Origin of the sequence: Fuscovulum sp. (assembly GCA_035192965.1) — a bacterium.
Taxonomy (GTDB): Bacteria; Pseudomonadota; Alphaproteobacteria; order Rhodobacterales; family Rhodobacteraceae; genus Paragemmobacter.
In genome coordinates this window covers 3,802,756-3,823,417 of record CP136571.1, presented here as the reverse complement: position 1 = coordinate 3,823,417, position 20,662 = coordinate 3,802,756, and the positions used below count along the sequence as shown (strand labels likewise).

23 protein-coding genes and 1 riboswitch are annotated in these 20,662 nt (G+C 64.6%); of the genes, 16 read left to right on the top strand and 7 right to left on the bottom strand.

Features of this window, described 5'->3' with window-relative positions:
• Positions 1-236: 236 nt before the first annotated feature.
• The 4 genes from RSE12_18795 to RSE12_18780 all read right to left on the bottom strand — a co-directional run bounded on the left by RSE12_18795 (position 237) and on the right by RSE12_18780 (position 2,602).
• Positions 237-674 (bottom strand): DoxX family protein, encoded by a 438-nt coding sequence (locus RSE12_18795; GenBank protein ID WRH62389.1) that lies wholly within the window; start codon positions 672-674, stop codon positions 237-239.
• 3 nt (positions 675-677) lie between these two features.
• The gene (locus RSE12_18790) at positions 678-1,433 is read right to left on the bottom strand and encodes a DNA-binding domain-containing protein (GenBank protein WRH62388.1); all 756 of its coding nucleotides are present in this window, start codon (positions 1,431-1,433) and stop codon (positions 678-680) included.
• A complete protein-coding gene (locus RSE12_18785) occupies positions 1,417-2,265 on the bottom strand; it encodes a DUF692 domain-containing protein (protein ID WRH62387.1) in 849 nt (282 codons plus the stop codon). The genes RSE12_18790 and RSE12_18785 overlap by 17 nt, the downstream gene beginning before the upstream one ends.
• 61 nt (positions 2,266-2,326) lie before the next feature.
• Positions 2,327-2,602: a DUF2282 domain-containing protein gene (locus tag RSE12_18780; protein WRH62386.1), complete on the bottom strand. Its 276-nt coding sequence runs from the start codon at positions 2,600-2,602 to the stop codon at positions 2,327-2,329.
• A 234-nt stretch (positions 2,603-2,836) separates the two neighbouring features.
• On the opposite strand from RSE12_18780, the gene RSE12_18775 reads away from it, so the two are divergent.
• Both RSE12_18775 and RSE12_18770 read left to right on the top strand, forming a co-directional pair.
• Positions 2,837-3,379, top strand: coding sequence for a sigma-70 family RNA polymerase sigma factor (locus RSE12_18775; protein WRH62385.1), 543 nt, complete (start codon positions 2,837-2,839; stop codon positions 3,377-3,379).
• Positions 3,376-4,017, top strand: a complete 642-nt coding sequence (locus tag RSE12_18770) for an NrsF family protein (protein ID WRH62384.1) — start codon at positions 3,376-3,378, stop codon at positions 4,015-4,017. The genes RSE12_18775 and RSE12_18770 overlap by 4 nt, the downstream gene beginning before the upstream one ends.
• A 23-nt stretch (positions 4,018-4,040) precedes the next feature.
• On the opposite strand, the gene RSE12_18765 is transcribed toward RSE12_18770, so the two are convergent.
• Complete coding sequence (locus RSE12_18765) at positions 4,041-4,913, bottom strand: hypothetical protein (GenBank protein WRH62383.1); 873 nt, start codon at positions 4,911-4,913, stop codon at positions 4,041-4,043.
• A 188-nt stretch (positions 4,914-5,101) separates the two neighbouring features.
• Here RSE12_18765 and miaB point away from each other — a divergent pair, with 188 nt between their 5' ends.
• The 8 genes from miaB (at position 5,102) to metK (ending at position 13,152) form a co-directional block, all read left to right on the top strand.
• Positions 5,102-6,418 carry a tRNA (N6-isopentenyl adenosine(37)-C2)-methylthiotransferase MiaB gene (gene miaB / locus RSE12_18760; protein WRH62382.1) on the top strand — a complete coding sequence of 439 codons (1,317 nt, stop codon included), beginning with the start codon at positions 5,102-5,104 and terminating at the stop codon, positions 6,416-6,418.
• A 304-nt stretch (positions 6,419-6,722) separates the two neighbouring features.
• Complete coding sequence (locus RSE12_18755; GenBank protein WRH62381.1) at positions 6,723-7,196, top strand: OmpA family protein; 474 nt, start codon at positions 6,723-6,725, stop codon at positions 7,194-7,196.
• A gap of 14 nt (positions 7,197-7,210) precedes the next feature.
• On the top strand, positions 7,211-7,558 hold the full coding sequence (locus RSE12_18750) for a hypothetical protein (GenBank protein WRH62380.1): 348 nt from the start codon (positions 7,211-7,213) through the stop codon (positions 7,556-7,558).
• A 200-nt stretch (positions 7,559-7,758) separates the two neighbouring features.
• On the top strand, positions 7,759-8,778 hold the full coding sequence (locus RSE12_18745) for a PhoH family protein (GenBank protein WRH62379.1): 1,020 nt from the start codon (positions 7,759-7,761) through the stop codon (positions 8,776-8,778).
• 143 nt (positions 8,779-8,921) lie between these two features.
• Positions 8,922-9,440, top strand: coding sequence for an rRNA maturation RNase YbeY (gene ybeY / locus RSE12_18740; GenBank protein WRH62378.1), 519 nt, complete (start codon positions 8,922-8,924; stop codon positions 9,438-9,440).
• A 24-nt stretch (positions 9,441-9,464) separates the two neighbouring features.
• Positions 9,465-10,391, top strand: a complete 927-nt coding sequence (locus RSE12_18735; GenBank protein ID WRH62377.1) for a transporter associated domain-containing protein — start codon at positions 9,465-9,467, stop codon at positions 10,389-10,391.
• Positions 10,392-10,450: 59 nt separating this feature from the next.
• The gene (gene lnt / locus RSE12_18730) at positions 10,451-11,878 is read left to right on the top strand and encodes an apolipoprotein N-acyltransferase (GenBank protein ID WRH64862.1); all 1,428 of its coding nucleotides are present in this window, start codon (positions 10,451-10,453) and stop codon (positions 11,876-11,878) included.
• Between the two features lie 49 nt (positions 11,879-11,927).
• A riboswitch (SAM-SAH riboswitch) is annotated at positions 11,928-11,976 on the top strand.
• 6 nt (positions 11,977-11,982) lie between these two features.
• Positions 11,983-13,152, top strand: coding sequence for a methionine adenosyltransferase (gene metK / locus RSE12_18725; protein ID WRH62376.1), 1,170 nt, complete (start codon positions 11,983-11,985; stop codon positions 13,150-13,152).
• 62 nt (positions 13,153-13,214) lie between these two features.
• Here the strand turns inward: metK and RSE12_18720 are convergent, their stop codons facing one another.
• The gene (locus RSE12_18720) at positions 13,215-14,282 is read right to left on the bottom strand and encodes a serine hydrolase domain-containing protein (protein ID WRH62375.1); all 1,068 of its coding nucleotides are present in this window, start codon (positions 14,280-14,282) and stop codon (positions 13,215-13,217) included.
• A gap of 156 nt (positions 14,283-14,438) precedes the next feature.
• Here RSE12_18720 and RSE12_18715 point away from each other — a divergent pair, with 156 nt between their 5' ends.
• Both RSE12_18715 and RSE12_18710 read left to right on the top strand, forming a co-directional pair.
• Entirely contained in the window at positions 14,439-14,879 is a 441-nt protein-coding gene (locus RSE12_18715; GenBank protein WRH62374.1) for a VOC family protein, read from the top strand.
• 66 nt (positions 14,880-14,945) lie between these two features.
• Positions 14,946-15,653 (top strand): tRNA (guanine(46)-N(7))-methyltransferase TrmB, encoded by a 708-nt coding sequence (locus RSE12_18710; GenBank protein ID WRH62373.1) that lies wholly within the window; start codon positions 14,946-14,948, stop codon positions 15,651-15,653.
• Here RSE12_18710 and RSE12_18705 read toward each other — a convergent pair whose 3' ends face one another.
• Positions 15,654-16,718 carry an MBL fold metallo-hydrolase gene (locus RSE12_18705; protein ID WRH62372.1) on the bottom strand — a complete coding sequence of 355 codons (1,065 nt, stop codon included), beginning with the start codon at positions 16,716-16,718 and terminating at the stop codon, positions 15,654-15,656.
• A gap of 115 nt (positions 16,719-16,833) precedes the next feature.
• On the opposite strand from RSE12_18705, the gene aroA reads away from it, so the two are divergent.
• From aroA to RSE12_18685, 4 genes are all read left to right on the top strand, one after another.
• Complete coding sequence (gene aroA, locus RSE12_18700; GenBank protein WRH62371.1) at positions 16,834-18,180, top strand: 3-phosphoshikimate 1-carboxyvinyltransferase; 1,347 nt, start codon at positions 16,834-16,836, stop codon at positions 18,178-18,180.
• Between the two features lie 94 nt (positions 18,181-18,274).
• Positions 18,275-18,868, top strand: a complete 594-nt coding sequence (locus RSE12_18695) for a d(CMP) kinase (GenBank protein WRH64861.1) — start codon at positions 18,275-18,277, stop codon at positions 18,866-18,868.
• Positions 18,865-19,641, top strand: coding sequence for an SDR family oxidoreductase (locus tag RSE12_18690; protein ID WRH62370.1), 777 nt, complete (start codon positions 18,865-18,867; stop codon positions 19,639-19,641). The genes RSE12_18695 and RSE12_18690 overlap by 4 nt, the downstream gene beginning before the upstream one ends.
• A 348-nt stretch (positions 19,642-19,989) precedes the next feature.
• A complete protein-coding gene (locus tag RSE12_18685) occupies positions 19,990-20,610 on the top strand; it encodes an RNA ligase family protein (GenBank protein WRH62369.1) in 621 nt (206 codons plus the stop codon).
• Positions 20,611-20,662: the final 52 nt, after the last annotated feature.

Below are 20,662 nucleotides of genomic sequence, written 5' to 3'. Positions count from 1 at the left end.
AGGCCCCCTTTTTCTTGCCCGGCAGGTAGGCAGTGATGTTGCACCGGCTTGCGGGGCGCAGCCGGATCGGGCGGCGGATACCGGGTGCAAAACGGGCGCGCCCTTCACACAGCGTTAACCTTAACGATGGGCAAAGGCAGCGCGCGTATGCACAGCCGTCTGCACCAGTGTCTGCACCGCCAGCGGCACAGGGTTTTTGCCGGATTTCAGTTCGTAAACCCTGCGCCCGCAAGGACTTAGCGGTCGAGACCCAGTTGCCGGTCCAGCGACAACCGCCCCGGCCCGGCCACGATCAGCGCAAGGAAGCAGGCGGCCCACAGCCCATGCGTCTGCCAAGCACCGGGATAGACGAAAATCTGGATCACCGCCGTCATCGCCAGCAGACCCAACGCCGAAAGCCGCGTGCACAGGCCCAGCACCAGAAGGGCGGGCAGCACATGTTCCGCCACGGTCGCCGCCACGGCGGCGATGTCGGACGGGATCAGCGGCAGCGCATATTCATGCTGAAACAGGAACCACGTGCTGTCGGCAATGCGCCAGCCATCCAGCTTGGTCTGGCCCGAGGCGAAGAACACCGCCGCCGGAAAGATCCGCAGGGCCAGTGCCGCCGCATCCCAGGGCAGGCGGGCCAGCTTGCTGTTGATTTTCCTGATGAATACCGTCGTCTTGGCCATGATCTATCCTTGTTGCGCGATCCCGGTGATCGCCCCCGCCCGCATCAGAATTGCCAGCAGGCGCGCGGGATCTGCGCCTTCGGCCCGTGTTGCAGCGTCAAGCAGGGTTTCGCCGCGCATCAGCGCGGACTGAAACCCTGCCTCGCCCGCAGACAGGGCGATGACCGGCACCTGATCGGTGCGGTCGCGCAGGACCAGCGCGTCCTCGGCCCGGTCGGCGCGCAGCGGCCCGGTCTGCACCGCGCCCGGCTGATTGGCCTGCCAGATCGTCACCACCGCATGCCGCGACCGGATCAGCCCGACCGACGGGTGCAGCACCAGCCTGAACCGCGCCGGATCAGCCGCCGCCTGCGCCAGATCGGTGGCGGCCACCGATGGCACATCCGCGGCGTGATAGGCCAGCCCGCGCTGCCATTCCAGCCGTGAAACATCGGGCAGATAAGCCAGCGACCGCACCGGAGGAAACCCCTGCAGAAACCGGGCAAACCCCTCACCCCAAAGGAAAAGCTGCGGTGAAGCGGGGGGATCGGCTTCGATGTAGAGCCGCGCCATGGCGGTGAAGAACTCCAGCCCCACCAGACGCTCCACCACCGGAAAGCGGCGGGCAAGCGCGCGGGTCAGGCTGTGGGCCACGTTGTTGCGATAGACGGCAAAGCGTTGGGCGGCCTCATCCGGGGCCTGTGCGGTTACCCCGGGGGGAAGGGTACCCTTGAACAGGCCTGCGCGGAAGGCGCGGGTGAATTCAGCATGCCTGAGCATGGTGCACCTCGGCCCGGGTCAGGATGTCGGCGGCGCGGGCGGCCTCGGCCAGCAAGATGGGAAAGTCGGGAATATCATTGTCCCATTCGATCAGCGTGGGCAGGGCACCCGCGCGGGCGATGGTCTGGCTGTACAGCGCCCAGACCGGATCGGCGACCGGGCTGCCGTGATCGTCGATCAGCAGGGGGCCAGAGGGCAGGGCCTCGGTCGCGTGCCCGCCCAGATGCACCTCGCCCACCGCATCGAGCGGGATGGCGGCCAGCCAATCCTGCGGATCGGTCCGGTGGTTGGTGCAAGAGACGAAGACGTTGTTCACATCCAGCAGAAGGCCACATCCCGTGCGGCGGGCGATTTCGGCCAGAAACTCTGTCTCGGCCAGTGTGGATTGGGCAAAAAGCACATAGGTCGACGGGTTCTCCAGCAAGAGCCGGCACCCCAATGTGGCTTGCACCTCATCCACATGGTCGCAGACAAGTTGTAGCGTCTCGGGCGTGTAGGGCAGGGGGAGAAGGTCATTTAGGTAATCCGACCCATGGCTAGACCAAGCCAGATGTTCGGAAAAGCTGGCGGGTTGATAGCGGTTGATCAGGTCGCGCAGGCGTTTCAGATGGGCGGCATCGGGGCGGTCCGGGCCGCCGATGGACAGGCCCACGCCATGCAGCGAAACCGCATAATCCTGCCGCAGCGCAGTGAGTTGCCGATGCGGCGGGCCGCCTGCGCCCATATAGTTTTCGGCATGCACCTCGAAAAACCCCAGCCGGGGCCGGGTATCGCGGATGACGGCGAAATGTTCGGCCTTGAATCCGAGGCCGGGGGCGGCGGGCAGGGGCATGGCGGGCAACCTTGGATAAGGGGAGGGGCCGGGGCGGGGAAGCGCCACCCCGGCGCTGGGATCAGGATTCGATCGCTTCGAGCGAGCCCATGCCGTTCGGGGTTTCCATCGTCACGCAGGTACCGGCCGGAACGAGTTTCCACGCGTTGCCCTGATAATCGGTGGTCGAGGTGCCAGCGCAGGTGGTCCCCGGTCCGGCGGCGCAATCGTTTTCACCCGCAAGCGCCACGCCATAGCATTTTTCCATCCCTTCCTGAGCATGGGCGGTGGCGGCGGCCATGGTCAGGGCGGCGGCCAGCGTTGCGGTCAGGGTGAGGGTCTTGTCGAACATGGTCATGGGTCTCTCCGTCTGTGAACTTGGGTTTGAACCTTTGGCTGTGCTTGAGCCAAGGACCGCTGTGGTCCTCGGTCAGTCCATTCGCGGCGGGGATGGCGGGCGTTACCGGTGATCACGGATCGGTGTTCAAATCGGAAAAACGGATGCGAAGGCTTTGCGTTTCCCAAACATTTGCAGAAGAATTTGTGTTGCTGCTGTAACAAAGGGCCAGTGCGCCGCGAAGGGACCATCGGAATGACTATGCGTGAAGCCGAATGGTCAGCGTTGCTGCGGGCAGCGATGGAAGGGGACGGGCGCGCCTATGCCCGCTTCCTTGGCCTTGTCACGCCGGTGCTGCGCGGGATTGTCCGGGCACGCGGGCGTGCGTTGGGGCCGGAAGGACAAGAGGATGTGGTGCAGGAGGTGTTGATCGCGATTCACACCAAGCGCCACACCTGGGACCAGTCGGCGGCGCTGTTGCCGTGGCTTTATGCGGTGACGCGGCACAAGGTGGTGGATGCGTTCCGGCGCAGGGGGGCATCGATCCACCTGCCGATTGACGATTACGCCGATGTGCTGGAGGCAGAGGCGGTGCCGGATGCGTTGGCGGCGCGGGATAGTGCGGTGCTGATCGGGCAGTTGGATGCACGGTCGGCGGCGATTGTGCGGGCGGTCAGCCTTGACGGGCAAAGCACCGCCGAGGTGGGCGCACGACTGGAAATGTCGGAGGGGGCAGTTCGGGTGGCTTTGCATCGCGCGATCCAGCGGATGGCGCGGCTGGCAAGAGGAATGGAATGATGAAGACGGAAGACCTGATCGGCATTCTGGCGGCGGACTCAGCCCCGCCCCCGGCTTTGCGGCCCAAACGGATTGCGGCGGTGGTGCTGGTCGTGATGGCTGTGGCGGTTGCGCTGTTTCTGTGGCGGTTCGGCATTCGCGACTCGGTCGTGCAGGCGATGACGCGGCCGCAGGTGGCGGCGAAGACGCTGCTGCCGCTGGCGCTGTGCGCCATCGCCCTGCCTTTCGCGCTGGTGCAGATGCGCCCAGGCGCGGCGCAGGCGGTACGGTTGCGCTGGCTGGCGGTGCCGCTGGGGGCGGCGGCGGGGTTGTGGCTCTGGGCTTTTGCGACGCTGCCGCCGGAAGTCCGGTTCGCCGAGGTGTCGCCTTTTTCGCTGAGGGAATGTCTGGGCCTGATCTCCGGCCTGTCGTTGCTGCCCTTGGGCGTGCTGCTGCTGATGATGCGGCGGGGGGCAAGTGCCGCCCCGGTGCGGGCGGGGGCGATGGCGGGGCTGGGCGTGGCCGGCGGGATCGCGGCGGGCTATTCGCTGTTCTGCGTGATGGACAATCCGCTGTTCTATGTCACCTGGTATGGTGTGGCGATTGCGGCTGTCACGGCGTTGGGTGGCCTGGCGGGCGGGTGGTTGTTGCGCTGGTAGCCGTTGCGGCGGTCAGGCCGGGGTTAGAACCACTGTCCCGGCTCCATCAGGCCAAGGTCCATCAATTGCTGCGAATGCCACTGGAACCCGGTGGAATTGTGCCATTGAAAGGTCTTGATCTCCCACTTTGAACCGGGGTTCGCCTTCAGCGCCTTGGCGGTGCGGAAGGAACAAACCGCCGCTGTCAGGTTGTTGTGCCAAGGGCAGGCGTAGGTGTTGTATTCTTCATCGTTGAAGGTGAAGTCGGGGCGCAGGACCAGCCCCTTCTTGGCCTTGAACAGCGAGATGCGGTCGATCTTGCGGCGGGTGTAGGGGACGTGCTCCTCGAACCGCCAGCGCAGACCGCCGAAGAAATCCAGTTGCCGTTCCTTTGGGTGCCAATGGTTGTCGGCATCCTGCCGGGCAAGGGCGTAATAGCCGGACCGGTCGAGATGGGCGTTTTCAAGGCTGACCGCGGCAGGAAACCGGTCGAGGTCACCGGCATAAAGGTCGATCACATAGGTCAGCATCGCGTCGCGCCGTTCTTCGGCGTGAAAGGCGATCAGGTCGCGCACGGTGCGCGTCTCGCAGAACGGGTGAAACAGGTATTCGGCGTTAAAGCAGTAATACATCCATAGGCCGGGGAAGGCCTCGATCAGCGGGTTGACCGCCGCCATAAGTGCATGTTCGGCATGGACATCATGTTTGATGCGGTGGACCTTTTCCTCCATCCCCTTGGGCGTGGCGATGGCGTCGGGGGCCAAGAGCAGGACATCGCGAAAGCCAGCTTGCAGGTGATGGCGCAGGGTCGTGTCCACCTCGACCGGGTCTTCGGCCAGGATGATGGCCATGGGGCCCTTGAGCGGCGGTTTGGTGGCCGCCGCGTTGATGAAGGATGACACGCTGTCATATTGCATGGACCTGCCCCAAGTCCGAACCTGTAAACCACGCGCCCCGGTCGTTGCCGGGCCGCAATGGCGTGCAGAGTCCGGCATGGGCCGTGGCAATGCAAGCCCCCGCAGGCGGGGCGATCACGAAAATGCCGGATCATTGCAGAGAGGCGCCGTTTGCGTGTATGGGGCGGGCTGCGGAACAGGGGTGCGCCATGGCGGAACCGAAGAAGCTTTTCATAAAGACCTATGGCTGTCAGATGAACGTCTATGACAGCGAGCGCATGGTCGAGGCGCTGGGTGCCGAAGGCTATGTCACGACCGAGGTCGCCGAAGAGGCGGATATGGTGCTGCTGAACACCTGCCACATCCGCGAAAAGGCATCCGAGAAGCTCTATTCCGATCTGGGCCGGTTGAAGCCGCTGAAGGCGGCGAAACCGGGGATGAAGATCGGCGTGGCTGGCTGCGTGGCGCAGGCCGAAGGGGCCGAGATTCAGCGTCGGATGCCGCTTGTCGATCTGGTGGTGGGGCCGCAAAGCTATCACCGTCTGCCCACGATGATGGGCGATCTGGCGCAGGGCAAGACCGCGATCGAGACGGATTTCCCGCCCGAGGACAAATTCGACCATCTGCCCGAACGCAAGGCGCTGCGCGGGCCATCGGCTTTTTTGACCGTACAGGAAGGTTGCGACAAGTTCTGCGCCTTTTGCGTGGTGCCTTATACGCGCGGGGCCGAGGTCAGCCGCCCGGTGGACCGGTTGCTGACCGAGGCGCGCGGATTGGTGGAAAAGGGCGTGAAGGAGATCACGCTTCTGGGCCAGAACGTGAATGCCTATCACGGCGCGGGCGAAGGTGGGGCCTGGGGGTTGGCGCGGCTGGTGCGGGCGCTGGCCCGCATCGACGGGCTGGAGCGGATCCGGTACACGACCAGCCATCCCAACGACATGGAAGATGACCTGATCGCCGCCCACGGGGATGAGGCCAAGCTGATGCCCTATCTGCACCTGCCGGTGCAATCCGGCAGCGACCGCATCCTGAAGGCAATGAACCGCAAGCATACGCGAGATCAGTATTTCCGCCTAATCGAGCGCATCCGCGCGGCGCGGCCCGATATCCTGCTGAGTTCGGATTTCATCGTGGGCTTCCCTGGTGAGACGGATCAGGACTTTGCCGATACGATGGACCTGATCCGCACGGTCGGGTTCGGGTCTTCGTTCAGCTTCAAGTATTCGGCCCGGCCCGGCACGCCCGCGGCCGAGAAGGACCCGGTCGCGGCCGAGATCGCCGATTCGCGGTTGCAGGAATTGCAGGCGCTGATCACCGCGCAGCAACGCGCCGCGCAGGAGGCGATGGTCGGGCGCGAGGTGGGCGTGATTTATGAAAAGCCCGGTCGCCTGCCGGGGCAGATGGTGGGCAAGTCTGACCACCTGCATGCGGTGCATGTCGATGATGCCGAAGGGCGGATCGGCGATCTGGTCCGCGTGCGGATCAAGGCTGCATCAACAAATTCGCTGGCAGGTGTGCGTCTGTAGCACCGCTTCGGGCGGGGCAGCGCCAAGAGGTTTGTTTCCGTATTTCGGACAATCCCTTTGCCGCGGCCTGATCGTGCAGGAATCCCTCGCGACCTATGCCTTTGCCGTTAGCGAAGGTGATGATTCCGCTTGATTTGCGGCCAAAGCGGCGGCAATCCTGAAGGCGAGTATCTGTATGTGGTGATTTGTTAACGAGGAGGGCTTCGGCTTGTTTCGATACTCCACGCGCGCGCTTTTTGGCGCGCTGTGTCTGTTGGTTGCCGCTGGTATGCCGACGGACGTTCTTGCCCAATCCCAACCGGAAGTGAAGGGTCGCATCGATTGGGGCGCCTGGATCGATGATGATGGGTGCATGCATTGGTGGGCCGATGGCGGGGTCGAGGGATACATGGTTCCCCGCCGCGATCCGCATACCGGCAAACCGGTCTGCCTGAAGCGCAACCTGTGTCTGGTGGAAAACACGGACACCTTGTTCGCCACTGACAGCGCAAGGCTGACGGCGCATGGGCGGGCCCGGTTGCAGAGCTTTTTCAAGTCTGCCGGGGCCTTTGGCTATGCCATCTATGGCCATACCGACAGCCGCGCGTCGGATGAATACAACATCCGCCTGTCGCAGCGCCGCGCGGCGGCGGTTGGCGATGTGGCGCGGTCGGTCGGGGCGCCGGTCGAACGGCAGCTTGGATACGGCGAGCGGCAGCCGCGTGCGACCAACGCAACGGCGGAAGGCATGCAGCAGAACCGCCGCGTGGAAGTTGTTTGCTACACGTGGGGTCGGTAATCGTGGGGTCGGTGATGAAGTATGTGATGATGCCCCGTGCCGGGCTGTTGCTCGTGCTGGGCCTGACGGTATCGGCCTGCGGTATCCAGCCCTATGCAGGGTCGAACTCCGTGATCGCCACCGGAGCGGATCGCGGGGTGTTCGACCGCACCGCGCTGGTGAATGGTGAGGCGGCAATCGCCTATGATCCGGATGGCTGCCAAAACTGGATCATCGATGACGGGATCGAGGGTTATTCCAGCCCGCGCTATGACCCGGTGTCGGGCCTGCCCATCTGCAACAACCGCTATCCGCCGGGAACGGTGCTGGGCGAATACGAGACGCGTTCTGCGACTCTGGGCGATTGGGTTCCGCGCAACTGATCGGGCTGAAAGATGGATCAGGGGCCGTACCACGGGTGCGGCCCTTTTTCTTTGGGTGGTCGATTGACTTGGGCGCGCTGTCACGCATCTTGCACAATCCTTGGGCAGACTGGTGCCGTAGGCTTGAATGATGCTTGCCTTGTGGATGAACGCGGCACATCATCAAGATATTGGCGAAGCCCCTTAAGAAGGAGACCTCCTTGGGCATCAGCGCGCTGACCCCCCCGACCCGTCCTGAAGACGTTGTTGAAACGCTTCTCGAATTTCCGGACAACCGGTTGCTGATCGATCTGTGCGGCGAGTTTGACCGCAATCTGGCACAGATAGAACATCAGGTCGGGGTCCATATCCTCAGACGCGGCAACAGGTTGGCCGTGATCGGGGAAAAGGGTGCGCGGGACCAGGCGGCAGGTGTGCTGCGGTCGCTATACGCGCGTCTGGAATCGGGGCGCGGCGTGGCGGCGGGCGATATCGACGGCGCGATGCGCATGGGCCGCCCGATGCCCGACCGGCCGATGGCCGAGGGCGAACAGATCGAGATGTTCTCAGCCGGCAGCGTGGAATTGCGCACCCGCAAGAAGCCGATCGAACCCCGGACCGAGGCGCAGAAGGCCTATGTCGCCAATCTGTTTGCCAATGAACTTGGCTTTGGCATTGGGCCTGCGGGCACCGGCAAGACCTATCTGGCGGTGGCTGTGGGCGTGACCATGTTCATCAGCGGCGCGGTGGAAAAGATCATCCTGTCGCGCCCTGCGGTGGAAGCGGGCGAGCGGCTGGGCTTCCTGCCCGGCGACATGAAGGAAAAGATCGATCCCTACATGCAGCCGCTTTACGACGCGCTGAACGATTTCCTGCCGCAAAAGCAGGTGCAGAAGCTGATCGAGGAAAAGCGGATCGAGATTGCGCCGCTGGCCTTCATGCGCGGGCGGACATTGTCGAATGCTTTCGTGGTGCTGGACGAGGCGCAGAATGCCACGACCATGCAGATGAAGATGTTCCTGACCCGTCTGGGTGAGGGCAGCCGCATGGTGATTACCGGCGACCGCACACAGATCGACCTGCCGCGCGGGGTGCCGAGCGGGTTGCAGGATGCCGAGCGCATTCTGAAAGGGGTGAAGGGCGTGACCTTCAACTACTTCACCGCCAAAGACGTGGTGCGCCACCCGCTGGTGGCGCGGATCATCGAGGCCTATGAGGCGGACGAGAGCCCGCAGGCCTGAACCGGAAGCAGCGCGCGGCCAATCTTTGGCGCTGCGGGCTGCATCGGCCGCCGGGGGCGCTGCCCCCGGACCCCCGGGATATTTTCACAGAGAAGAAAAGGCGGGGTTTGCGCTTTTGCCCTGTCGCGGCTAAAGGGCGGCGCATGGAACCGCTGGTTGAGATCGTGATCGATGACGCGCGCTGGGAGGCGTTCGGGCTGGAGGCTGTGGCCGAACGAGCCTGCCGGGCGACGCTGGTGCATCTGGGATTGGGGGTCGAGGGGTTTTCCGTGGTGGTGATGGGCTGCGACGATGCCCGGATTGCGGTGCTGAACGCCGATTTCCGCGGCAAGCCGCAGCCCACGAATGTGCTGTCCTGGCCGTCAGAGGAACGGGCGTCCGATGTGGCAGGAGAGGTGCCGGATCGGCCCGAAGCGGGCGATGCGGAGGATCCCGAGGCATTGGGCGACATTGCCATCGCCTGGGAGACCTGCGCGGCGGAGGCGGTGGATCAGGGCAAGCCGATGGTCGACCATGTGACCCATCTGATCGTTCATGGAATGTTGCATTGTCTGGGCTATGATCACGTCGAAGACGCAGATGCGGAATTGATGGAAGGGTGTGAGGTGGAGATACTTGCCAGCCTTGGCCTTTCCGACCCATACTTGGTAGGTTCCGTATGACGGAACGTTTTGGAAGAAGGACAGATGGGCAGTAGCACCGACGGGTCTAATGCGGCGCAAAGCGCGCAGGGATCGACCCATGATGACGGATCAGAGCGCGCAAAGCGCGGCTTTTTCGGGCGGATATTGACCGCCTTTTCCTCTTCGGCAGATACGGGCGGGTCAGGCGGCAGCGATGCGGCGTCAAACGTGCAGCCCGTGGCGGGGCCGGGGGGTGGATTGCCGGGGATCGGCAATTTGCGCAGGCTGCGCGTCGATGACGTGGCCGTGCCCAAGGTCGAAATCGTGGCCGTGCCGCTGGATATCGGCAAGGATGACCTGGTCGAGGTGTTCCGCGAGCATGGTTTCAGCCGGGTGCCTGTCTACAAGGGAACGCTGGATCATCCGCAGGGATTGGTGCTGTTGAAGGATTTGGCCTTGCAGCACGGGTTCGGGGCGGCGGGGCGGTTTTCTTTGAAGAAACTGCTGCGTCCGGTGCTGTATGCGCCCCCGTCTATGCCCATCGGCGTGCTGTTGCAGAAGATGCAGCGCGAACGCGTGCATATGGCGCTGGTGATCGATGAATATGGCGGGGTGGATGGTCTGGTGACCATCGAGGACCTGATCGAGACCGTGATCGGCGAGATCGAGGATGAGCATGACGAGGAGGAGGGCGCGCTCTGGAAGGAAGAGCGTCCCGGTGTCTTTGTCGCCATGGCCAATACGCCGCTGGAAGAGATTGAAAGCGCGACCGGGTTACAACTGCGCCATGACGAGGATGACGAAGAGATAGATACCCTTGGCGGGATCGTCTTTTTGCGCACCGGGCGGGTGCCGCTGCGGGGCGAGATCGTGCCGCATGAAAGCGGGGCGGAGTTCGAGGTGATCGACGCCGATCCGCGCCGGATCAAGCGGGTGCGAATCCGCCTGCCGGAAGTTGTCGCCCAGCAAGAGAAGGTGGCCGTCGGGTGATCAGGGCGCTGTGCCGCAAGGCCGTGGCGGGCTGGCCCGGCGCGCGCGCTGTGGCTGGCATGGCCCTTGTGGGTGCGGTGATGGCAACCGGGCAGGCACCGCTGGGGTGGTGGTGGTTGTCGCTGCCGGCGCTGGCGTTGTTCCTGCATTTGCTGGCTGCTGCACCGCGTGGGCGGGCATGGCTGGCCTGGTTCGGAGGCGCGGGCTATTTCGCAGCGGCGCTGGCCTGGATTGTGGAGCCATTCCTGATCGCGCCCGAGATTCATGGCTGGATGGCGCCTTTCGCGGTGGTGTTCCTGTCTTTTGGGTTGGCGCTGTTCTGGGTGGTGGCATCGCTGGCGGCGCGGGGGCGGTTTCCGCTGCTCGGTCTGGCGCTGGGGCTGACACTGGTGGAACTGGCGCGCGGCTATGTGCTGACGGGGTTTCCCTGGGCGATGATCGGCCATGTCTGGATCGGTCATGCGCCCGCGCAGCTGGCGGCGCTGATCGGGCCGTCGGGGCTGACGTTGTTCACCTTGCTGGCGGCGGCGCTGCTGGCACAGCGGCGGGCGGTTTCGGTCGGGTTGGGGCTGGCGCTGGTAGCGGCGGGGTTTGGTTTCGGGCTGTGGCGCGACGCGCAGCCCGAGCCTGCGCCGCGCATGGCGATGCTGCGGCTGGTGCAGCCCAATGCCGAGCAGGGGTTGAAATGGGATCCCGATCAGGCGCGGCTGTTCTTTGACCGGCAATTGTCCTTTACCGCCGCCGGGTCGCGGCCCGATCTGGTGATCTGGCCGGAAACGGCGGTGCCTTATCTGCTGGAGGAAAACCCCGTAGTGGGCGAACTGATCGCCGAAGCCGGGCGGGGCAGCCCGGTTGCAGTGGGCGTGCAGCGGGTGGAGGGGCGGCAGTTCTGGAACAGCCTTGCCGTGATCGGGCCCGGCGGCCGGGTGACGGCCAGTTACGACAAGCATCATCTGGTGCCATTTGGCGAGTACATCCCTTTTGGCGATGTGCTGTATGACTGGCTGGGGCTGGTGGCCTTTGCGGCGCGGCAGGGGAATGGCTATTCGCCTGGTCCCGGCCCTGTGGTGCTGGATCTGGGCGGGAATTTGGGCAAGGCGCTGCCGCTGATCTGTTATGAGGCGATCTTTCCCCAAGACCTGCGCGCTGCGCCGGAACGGGCGGACTGGATATTGCAGATCACCAATGACGCATGGTTCGGCACGTGGTCGGGGCCGTTCCAGCATCTGGCGCAGGCGCAGTTGCGGGCGATCGAGCAGGGGCTGCCTTTGGTGCGGGTGGCCAATACCGGGGTGACGGCGGTGATCGATGCGCGGGGGCGGATCGTGGACAGCCTGCCAATGGGAGAGGCGGGATATCTGGATGCGCGCCTACCCGGGGCCTTGCCTGCCACACCCTATGCCCGCTGGGGCGAGGGGCCGGTTCTGCTGTTGCTGTTGGGTCTTGCCCTTGGGTTGTGGGCCGCCGCGCGGCGGAGACCTGCCTGACGCGGACATCTGCTTGACGTGGGCAGGGGCGGGGTCTAGTGAGGCGACTTAACCGCTACAACGGCTTCCTGGCGTGGCGGGGATCACCCAATGGAGCACTTCCCATGACCCGTAAGAACTATGTGTTTACCTCTGAGTCCGTGTCGGAGGGGCATCCCGACAAGGTGTGCGACCGCATTTCCGATGCCGTCCTTGATGCTTTCCTTTCGGAAGAGCCCAATGCCCGTGTAGCCTGTGAAACCTTTGCCACGACCAATACGGTTGTTGTGGGCGGGGAAGTGGGGCTGTCCACCGAGGCGGCCACCAAGGCCATGCTTGGCCGTGTCGAAGCTATCGTGCGCGATTGCGTGAAGGACATCGGCTATGAGCAGGACAAGTTCCATTGGAACACCCTGAAGGTGCATAACTTCCTGCATGAACAATCGGCCCATATCGCCCAAGGCGTGGACCGGGATGGTGCAGGCGATCAGGGCATCATGTTCGGCTATGCCTGCCGCGAAACGCCGGAACTGATGCCGGCGCCGATCCAGTATTCCCACGCCATCCTGCGCCGTCTGGCCGAGGTGCGGAAATCGGGGCAAGAACCGACGCTGGGGCCGGATGCCAAGTCGCAGCTGTCGCTGCGCTATGAAGATGGCAAGCCGGTCGAGGTGACGTCGATCGTGCTGTCGACCCAGCATCTGGATGAGGCGCAGACTTCGGACGATATCCGCGCCATCGTTGAGCCCTATATCCGCGAGATTCTGCCGAATGGCTGGATCACCGGGAATACGGAATGGTGGGTCAACCCGACGGGCAAGTTCGTGATCGGTGGACCCGATGGCGATGCGGGCCTGACCGGCCGCAAGATCATCGTGGATACCTATGGTGGCGCGGCCCCGCATGGCGGCGGCGCGTTTTCGGGCAAGGACCCCACCAAGGTGGACCGGTCTGCCGCCTATGCCGCGCGCTATCTGGCCAAGAACGTGGTCGCTGCCGGGCTGGCGGATCGCTGCACCTTGCAGGTGTCCTATGCCATCGGGGTGGCGAAGCCGCTGTCGATCTATGTCGATACGCATGGCACCGGTGTTGTGGAGGCGGACGTCATCGAACGCGCCGTGGCCGAATGCATGGACCTGACGCCGCGCGGCATCCGCACGCATCTGGGCCTGAACAAGCCGATCTATGCGCGCACCTCGGCCTATGGCCATTTCGGGCGCGATGCGACGGCGGATGGCGGGTTCAGCTGGGAAAAGACCGATCTGGTCGAGGCGCTGAAATCGGCGGTGAAGTAAGGCCGTCGGGTTTTTGTTAGGGGCGGGCGCAGGGGGCAACCCTTGCGCCCGTTTCGTTTGGGTCAGTCGAGGCTGGCTTCGATCTGGGCGGCAAGTTCCCAGAGATCGGCCGATTCGCCGTTGGCCAGCAGGATGACAGTGACGCCATTGGTCAGGTTGCGTTGGTAGAGGGTGGAGGTGCCCATCCAACTGCCGGTATGGGCGGCATAGTCGCTTTCCCCGTCGTTGGAGATGCCCCAGCCGTAGCCATAGCCTTCGCCGCTGTCGTCCTCGATGGGGCTGCCATCGTCAAAGGTGCCATTGGTGAACAGGGCAGTGGTTTCGGATAGGTACCGGTCGTCCCAGAAACCCTGTTCATAGCGCGCAAGGTCGCGCAGGGTGCTGAACACATTGCCGTCGCCTTGGGCGATGTTCGGCTCGAAGCTGGGTTCGAAATCGCCGCCGGTCCCGTCATAGCCGGTGACACGGCGGTCTTCGTCGATGGGGTCGGGCAGGGCGGTATCGGCCATGCCGGATGCATCCCAGATGCGGGTTTGCAGGACGGAGGCGAGGTCGTCGGCCTCATCCGCGGCGGCGACGAGGCTGCCAAGGGCGAGGTAACCGCTGTTGGAATAGTCGTATTGCGCGCCGGGGTCGTGATCGAGGTCTTGTTCCGCCAGCCATGCCAGTACCTCGGCATTGGAGGTGTCAGGGCTGTAATCGTCCCATGACAGGTAATCGGTCAGGCCAGACAGGTGATGGACCAGATCGCCCACGGTCAGGGGGCGGGGGCTGTCGATACCCGCGAGTTCGGGCAGCAGGTCGGCGATGGGGGTGTCTTCATCATAAAGACCGTCTTCGATCTGCATGCGGGCGGCGAGGGCGGTCATCTGTTTTGAGACCGAGGCGAGGTCGAAAATGCTGTCGGGGGTGACGGGGGTTTCATCGTCGATGTCGGCATGGCCGTAGCCAGCTATATGCAGGGGTTTGCCCTGCCGGGTGACCACAACGCCAAGGCCGGGGGTGGTGTCGCCGATGAAATCTTCGACCAGAGCGTCAATGGCAGGGAGGGTGGGGTCGGCGGCTTGGGCCGGGTAAGTCAGCGCGGTCAGGACGAGAAGCGCGGCGGGGCAGGCGAAACGGGGGAACATTGGTACCTCAGGCTATGAAACGGGCGCAGGATGGGCGTTCGCGGGGGCAGAGGCAAGGGGTGGTGGCGGGGCGCGTGGGCCTGTGCGAGGGTGGGGGAGTTGGGGAAGGGATGAGGGATTGGACGCAATGACGATGCAGCGGCAGGAGCGGGTCTGATGGGGGTTGGTGCACCGCCCGAGCCTTGGGCCATGGGGATGGCCGAAATGATGGTCACGGATTACGCCGCCTCCTACGCCTTTTGGACCGGGGTGTTGGGCTTTGGCCTGGCCTTTGAGCGACCCGCGCAGAAACTGGCCTGTCTGGCCCATCCCGATGGGGCGCAAGTGATGATCTATCAGCGCGACGGCGATTGGGAAACCGGGCCGATGGAGGCCCCCTTTGGCCGGGGGCTGGTGGTGCAGGTCTATGTGCGCGATGCGCGGGACGCTGAGGCGAAGGTGCGCGGTGCGGGGGTGCCGTTCTATGTGGAGCCGCGCGAGAAGTGGCGCGATTGGGGCGACCGGATGGGCGGGCAGCAGGAGTTTCTGGTGCAAGACCCGGATGGCTATCTGGTGATGGTGGCCCAGCGGATCGGCGAACGGCCATTGGAGGGCTGAGCCCTCGCAGGCTTGACCTTGGGGCGCGGGGGCGGATAGGTCGCGCGCAATCCAAAGGGACAGATGATGACCGAAACGCCCGAAAGCACCGCGCCGCGCCGCAATTTCTATGGCCGTGTGCATGGCAAGACGCTGCGCACGAGCCAGAAAACCTATCTGGCCGAGGATCTGGGCAAGCTGTCGCTGCCGGGGGTGACGGTCGAGGACAACCCCGCCCGCGCGCCGATCGATCCGGTGGCGCTGTTCGGGGGGAGGCCTGTTTGGCTGGAGGTGGGGTTCGGCGGCGGCGAGCATCTGGTGCATATGGCCGCGCGATACCCGGACATCGGGATCATCGGATGTGAGCCGTTCGTGAACGGGATTGCGATGCTGCTGGGCAAGATACGGGCGGCGGGGGTGACCAATCTGATGATCCATCCCGGCGATGTGCGCGATCTGTTTGACGTGCTGCCTGCCGCTTCGGTGGCGAAGTGCTTCCTGAATTATCCCGACCCCTGGCCCAAGGCGCGGCACCATCGGCGGCGGTTCGTGACGCCGGGCTATCTGGCGTTGCTGGCGCGTGTGATGATCCCAGGGTCGGAATTCCGGGTGGCGACGGACATACCCGATTACGTGCGCCAGACGCTGGAAGAGGTGCCTGTCGCGGGGTTTGATCTGATCGCGCAGGCCGGGCCGGGCGGGGCGTGGGACGACTGGATTTCAACCCGCTATGAACAAAAGGCGCTGCGCGAGGGGCGCGCGCCGCATTACCTGACCTTCCGTCGGCAGGGCTGATCAGATTTGCGGAATCGCCCATGCCTCGCCGGGGGCGAGGGGGCGGAAGCGGTCGGACGAAAGGCCGCGCTGGGCGAGTGCCGCTGCCAGTTCGCGAGGCGGGGCTTCGCGGCCCTCATTGGTGAGTTGGAAGGTGCCCCAATGGTGGCCGACGGCATGGGCCGCACCAGAGAGCAGGAACCCCTCCACCGCCTCGGCCGGGTCCTGATGCTGATCGCGCATAAACCAGCGGGGTTCATAGGCCCCTACTGGCAGGATCGCGGCGCGGATGGGGCCGTGCTTTTCCGAGATATGGCGATAGGGTCGACCCTGATCAAAGCCGGTGTCACCGATATGGTGGATGCGGCCTGCAGGAGTGTCGATCACGAAGGCTGCCCACAGCGCCATGGACCGGTCACGCGTGCCGCGCGCAGACCAGTGGTGGCAGGGTTCGAAATGAACGGTGGCCGGGCCGATGCGGGCGGTGTCGCCCCAGTTCCCGGTCTGCACGCGCATGTCGGGCACCGCGTCGCGGATGATTGCGTCATTGCCCAAAGGCGTAATCACCAAGGGGTCATGCGCGGCCTTGAGCCGAGCCAGCGTTTCAAGGTCGAGGTGATCGTAGTGGTTGTGGCTCAGCAGGACCGCGTCGATCCGGGGCAGGTGTTCAAAGCGGATGCCGGGAACGGTGGCGCGTTTCGGACCTGCAAAGGAAAACGGGCTGGCGCGCAGCGACCAGACCGGATCGGTCAGCAGGTTCAGCCCCGCCACCTGCACCAGCAGCGTGGCATGACCGACCATGGTGATGGTCATGTCATCCACTTTGGGCGCGGGTCTGGTGGGCGTGACGGCGATGCCTTCGGGCCATGGCGTGCGTCCGCCGCCCGCCTGCCATTTCAACACGTCGCCAAACCCTTTGGGCGCGGCGCCGCCGGGGTTGAAGAAGCGCGTGCCGTCAAAGTTATGGGCGGGTGGGCCGGAGTAATAGCGGTTGCGGGCAGGGCTCAAGGCGAAGGCTCCGGTCGCGGCAAGGGCCCCGCCAAGGGCGAGCAGGGCGCTGCGTTTGAAAAAGCTGCGTCGGTTCATCTTTCGGATATGCGCCGCGCTGCGGCAGGTTCAAGCCTTTTGCGGCGGAAAGCGGGGCATGGACCGGCCCCTGCGCTTGCGCTATCAGGCGTGCCGATGCCTCAGGGAGAAGACCATGTCCGGCCACGGCGAAGCGCAACCCATGACCGCCCGCAAATCGGGCCCGCTGAAGGGCCGGGCTGAAGTGCCGGGGGATAAATCCATCAGCCACCGCGCGCTGATCTTTGGCGCGATGGCGGTGGGCGAGACGCGGGTGACCGGCCTTCTGGAAGGGCAGGACGTGCTGGACACGGCCAAGGCGATGCGGGCCTTCGGGGCCGAGGTGACGCGGCACGGGCAAGGCGAATGGTCGGTGCATGGCGTGGGTGTGGGCGGGTTCCGCGAACCTGCGGATGTGATCGACTGCGGCAACAGCGGCACGGGTGTGCGGCTGATCATGGGGACCATGGCCACCAGCGCGATCACGGCGACCTTCACGGGGGATGCCAGCCTTCGCAAGCGGCCGATGGGGCGGGTGACCGATCCGCTGAGCCTGTTCGGGACGCGCGCCTATGGGCGGCAGGGTGGGCGGCTGCCGATGACGGTGGTCGGCGCGGCCAACCCGGTGCCGGTGCGCTATGCCCTGCCTGTCGCGTCGGCGCAGGTGAAATCGGCGGTGCTGCTGGCGGGGCTGAACGCGCCGGGGCAGACCGTGGTGATCGAACGGGAACCCACGCGGGACCATTCCGAGCGGATGCTGCTGGGCTTTGGCGCAGAATTGACGGTGGAGAAGACGGGCGAGGGCAATGTCATCACCCTGACCGGACGGCCGGAACTGCGGCCCCAGACTGTGGCCGTGCCGCGTGATCCTTCATCCGCGGCCTTTCCGGTGTGCGCGGCGTTGATCGTAGAAGGGTCTGACATCATGGTTCCCGGCGTCAGCCAGAACCTGACGCGGAACGGGCTTTATCTGACGCTGGTCGAGATGGGGGCGGAGATCGAATTCCAGAACCCGCGCGAAGAAGGGGGCGAGCCGGTGGCCGACCTGCGCGTGCGGTTCAGCGGCGACATGCGGGGCATCGAAGTGCCGGAAGAGCGCGCGCCCAGTATGATCGACGAATATCCAATCCTGTCAGTGGTGGCGGCCTTTGCCACCGGTAAGACGGTGATGCGCGGCGTCAAGGAATTGCGGGTCAAGGAAAGCGACCGGATCGATGCCATGGCGCGGGGGCTTGAGGCCTGTGGCGTGAAGGTCGAGGAAGATGAGGATACGCTGATTGTGCACGGCATGGGCGCGGGCGGCGTGCCGGGCGGGGCGACCTGCGCCACGCATCTGGACCACCGGATCGCGATGAGTTTCCTTGTCTGCGGGATGGCGGCAAAGGCGGCGGTGTCGGTCGATGATGCATCTCCCATCCTGACCTCATTCCCGATCTTCGAGGGATTGATGACGGGGCTGGGTGCTGCGCTGGAACGCGGGTAACGATTTTTCTGCGAAAAATCAGGGGGCTGTCCGCCCCCTCGCCCCTGCGGGGCTCACCCCCGAGGGTATTTGGGCCAAGATGAAGGGGCTTGCGGTGATCTTCACGGTGGCGATTGACGGGCCGGCAGCGGCGGGCAAGGGCACGATCGGGCGGGCTGTGGCGGCGCGGTTCGGGTTTGCGCATCTGGATACGGGGCTGCTTTATCGGGCGGTGGGGGCCAAGGGCGGCGATCCCGTTGCGGCGGCGGAAGGGTTGGTGCCAAGCGATCTGGCGCGGGACGATCTGCGGTCGCTGGAGGCGGGGCAGGCGGCATCACGGGTGGCGGTGATCCCGCAAGTGCGCGCGGCGCTTGTGGAATTTCAGCGCCGCTTTGCCCGGGCCGAAGGGGGCGCGGTGCTGGACGGGCGCGATATCGGCACGGTGATCTGTCCGGAGGCGGAGGTGAAGCTCTACGTCACCGCCAGTGCCGAGGTGCGGGCGCATCGGCGGTGGCTTGAAGTGGGCGGGGATGAGGCCCGCGTTTTGGCCGAAGTGCAGGAGCGGGATGCGCGCGACATGGGGCGGGCGGATGCGCCGCTCAGGGCGGCGGCGGAAGCTTTTGTGATGGATACCAGTGTGTTGTCGGTGGATGAGGCGGTGGCGCGGGCCATATCGCTTGTGGAACAAAAACTGGGAGAGCGGACATGACGGGGATGCGGTTGCCGGAACTGGCGGGCAAGGCGGTGCTGATCACGGGGGCATCCACCGGCATCGGGGCGGCGCTGGCGCGGGCCTTTGCCGCGCAGGGCGCGCGGGTGGGGTTGCATTACAATGCGTCGGAAGATGCAGCAAAAGCCGTGGCTTACGAGATCGGCGCGGCGGGGGGCGAGGCGGTTCTGATCCGTGCGGATGTGGGGTCTGGTGCCGGGGCGCGGTCGGCGGTGGAGCAGGCGGTGGCGGCGTTCGGGGGGCTGGACGGGTTGGTGAATAACGCCGGGGGAATGGTGCGGCGGGTGCCCTATGCCGATGTTTCTGAACAAGATTATGATGAGATCATGGACCTGAACGCGCGGTCGGTGGTGGTGGCGTCGCAGGCCGCCGTGGCCCCGATGAAGGCGGCGGGGGGTGGGTTCATCATCAACACCACATCGGTCGCGGCGCGCAATGGGGCTTCGGGCGGGGCGGGGCTGTATGGTTCGTCCAAGGCCTTCGTCCATAACGTGACGCGGGGGATGGCCAAGGAGTTGATTCCGTTCGGTATTCGGGTGAATGCCGTGGCACCGGGGGTGATCACGACGCCGTTCCATGAGCGCTATTCGACCGAGGCGCAGTTGACGGCGCAGCTGGCCACGATCCCGGCCGGGCGGCTGGGTGTGGCCGAGGATTGTGTGGGGGCATACCTGTTTCTCGCCTGTGCCAGCCTGTCGGGGTATGTCATCGGACAGGTGATCGAGGTGAATGGTGGGCAGTTGATGCCCTGAGGGCATCAGGGTTAACTGGCGGGAATCCAAGGGTTTTTGGCGGGAAGCGCCGTTGGCGACTGTGCAGCCCGCCTGTGCAGCGCGCTGTGCAGACGGGCGTGCATACCGATTTGGGCAGGGTGGGGGTGGGGATCGTGGTTAAGGGTGCGGGGGGGCACAAAGGTGAACCCGCGCTGTGGTTGTTCCGGGACCTTTGGGCGGGCGTAGGGCGCTGGTGGCGGGGGAGGTCCCGGCTTGGGGCCGGGAAGGGACGTTTCCGTAGGGCACCGTCACGTCCAAGTCTTTGACAAATGGACTGGCGCAAAGAGCCCTTTGCGGACGGTCAGTCTGCTATGCTATGGTTTCCATATGAAGAAATACGGTCGCACCTTTCATCTTCCGATCTCACCCGGTGCGACGAGTGACGACAAAATCATGCCCTCCCTGAATGGGCTGATGGTGGATGATCTCGTCGTAACCGAGAAGATGGATGGGGAGAATACGACCATCCATCGGGCTGGATCACATGCCCGAAGCCCTGACAGCCGCTATCATCCTTCCCGCGATTGGCTGAAGGCGTTCGCGGCAGGCGTCGCGCCTTACCTGAGTGAGGGCGAGCGCATCGTTGGAGAAAACCTTTTCGCCCGTCATTCTGTCGCCTACGATGCGCTACCCTCATACTTTCTTGGCTTTGCCTGGATTATCGGCGGCGAGGTGCAGGGGTGGGATCAGACGTTAGCGCGGTTTGAAGAACTGGGTATCCATCCCGTCCCGACACTCTATCGCGGCCTCTACCTGCATGGCCTGTTTGATGATCTTGCAAAGACGCTCGACCTGAGTACGCAAGAGGGTTTCGTCGCCAGAATAGCTGATGCATTTGCAGAAACGGCCATGCCAGAACGAGTGGGCAAATACGTCAGGGAGGGACATGTCCAGTCGGAGATACATTGGATGAAGGCCGAACTCATCGCAAACCGACTAGCCGATTGAACGTCCGCTTCGTCCGCATAGCCGCCGATCAGTCTGCCCGGAGCCTCTGGCA

Bases quoted from the DNA above. Each gene is read 5' to 3' on its own strand.
- RSE12_18795 (WRH62389.1), bottom strand. From the start codon at position 674: ATGGCCAAGACGACGGTATTCATCAGGAAAATCAACAGCAAGCTGGCC.
- RSE12_18790 (WRH62388.1), bottom strand. From the start codon at position 1,433: ATGCTCAGGCATGCTGAATTCACCCGCGCCTTCCGCGCAGGCCTGTTC.
- RSE12_18785 (WRH62387.1), bottom strand. From the start codon at position 2,265: ATGCCCCTGCCCGCCGCCCCCGGCCTCGGATTCAAGGCCGAACATTTC.
- RSE12_18780 (WRH62386.1), bottom strand. From the start codon at position 2,602: ATGACCATGTTCGACAAGACCCTCACCCTGACCGCAACGCTGGCCGCC.
- RSE12_18775 (WRH62385.1), top strand. From the start codon at position 2,837: ATGACTATGCGTGAAGCCGAATGGTCAGCGTTGCTGCGGGCAGCGATG.
- RSE12_18770 (WRH62384.1), top strand. From the start codon at position 3,376: ATGATGAAGACGGAAGACCTGATCGGCATTCTGGCGGCGGACTCAGCC.
- RSE12_18765 (WRH62383.1), bottom strand. From the start codon at position 4,913: ATGCAATATGACAGCGTGTCATCCTTCATCAACGCGGCGGCCACCAAA.
- miaB (WRH62382.1), top strand. From the start codon at position 5,102: ATGGCGGAACCGAAGAAGCTTTTCATAAAGACCTATGGCTGTCAGATG.
- RSE12_18750 (WRH62380.1), top strand. From the start codon at position 7,211: ATGAAGTATGTGATGATGCCCCGTGCCGGGCTGTTGCTCGTGCTGGGC.
- ybeY (WRH62378.1), top strand. From the start codon at position 8,922: ATGGAACCGCTGGTTGAGATCGTGATCGATGACGCGCGCTGGGAGGCG.
- RSE12_18735 (WRH62377.1), top strand. From the start codon at position 9,465: ATGGGCAGTAGCACCGACGGGTCTAATGCGGCGCAAAGCGCGCAGGGA.
- lnt (WRH64862.1), top strand. From the start codon at position 10,451: ATGGCCCTTGTGGGTGCGGTGATGGCAACCGGGCAGGCACCGCTGGGG.
- metK (WRH62376.1), top strand. From the start codon at position 11,983: ATGACCCGTAAGAACTATGTGTTTACCTCTGAGTCCGTGTCGGAGGGG.
- RSE12_18720 (WRH62375.1), bottom strand. From the start codon at position 14,282: ATGTTCCCCCGTTTCGCCTGCCCCGCCGCGCTTCTCGTCCTGACCGCG.
- RSE12_18715 (WRH62374.1), top strand. From the start codon at position 14,439: ATGGGGGTTGGTGCACCGCCCGAGCCTTGGGCCATGGGGATGGCCGAA.
- RSE12_18710 (WRH62373.1), top strand. From the start codon at position 14,946: ATGACCGAAACGCCCGAAAGCACCGCGCCGCGCCGCAATTTCTATGGC.
- RSE12_18705 (WRH62372.1), bottom strand. From the start codon at position 16,718: ATGAACCGACGCAGCTTTTTCAAACGCAGCGCCCTGCTCGCCCTTGGC.
- aroA (WRH62371.1), top strand. From the start codon at position 16,834: ATGTCCGGCCACGGCGAAGCGCAACCCATGACCGCCCGCAAATCGGGC.
- RSE12_18690 (WRH62370.1), top strand. From the start codon at position 18,865: ATGACGGGGATGCGGTTGCCGGAACTGGCGGGCAAGGCGGTGCTGATC.
- RSE12_18685 (WRH62369.1), top strand. From the start codon at position 19,990: ATGAAGAAATACGGTCGCACCTTTCATCTTCCGATCTCACCCGGTGCG.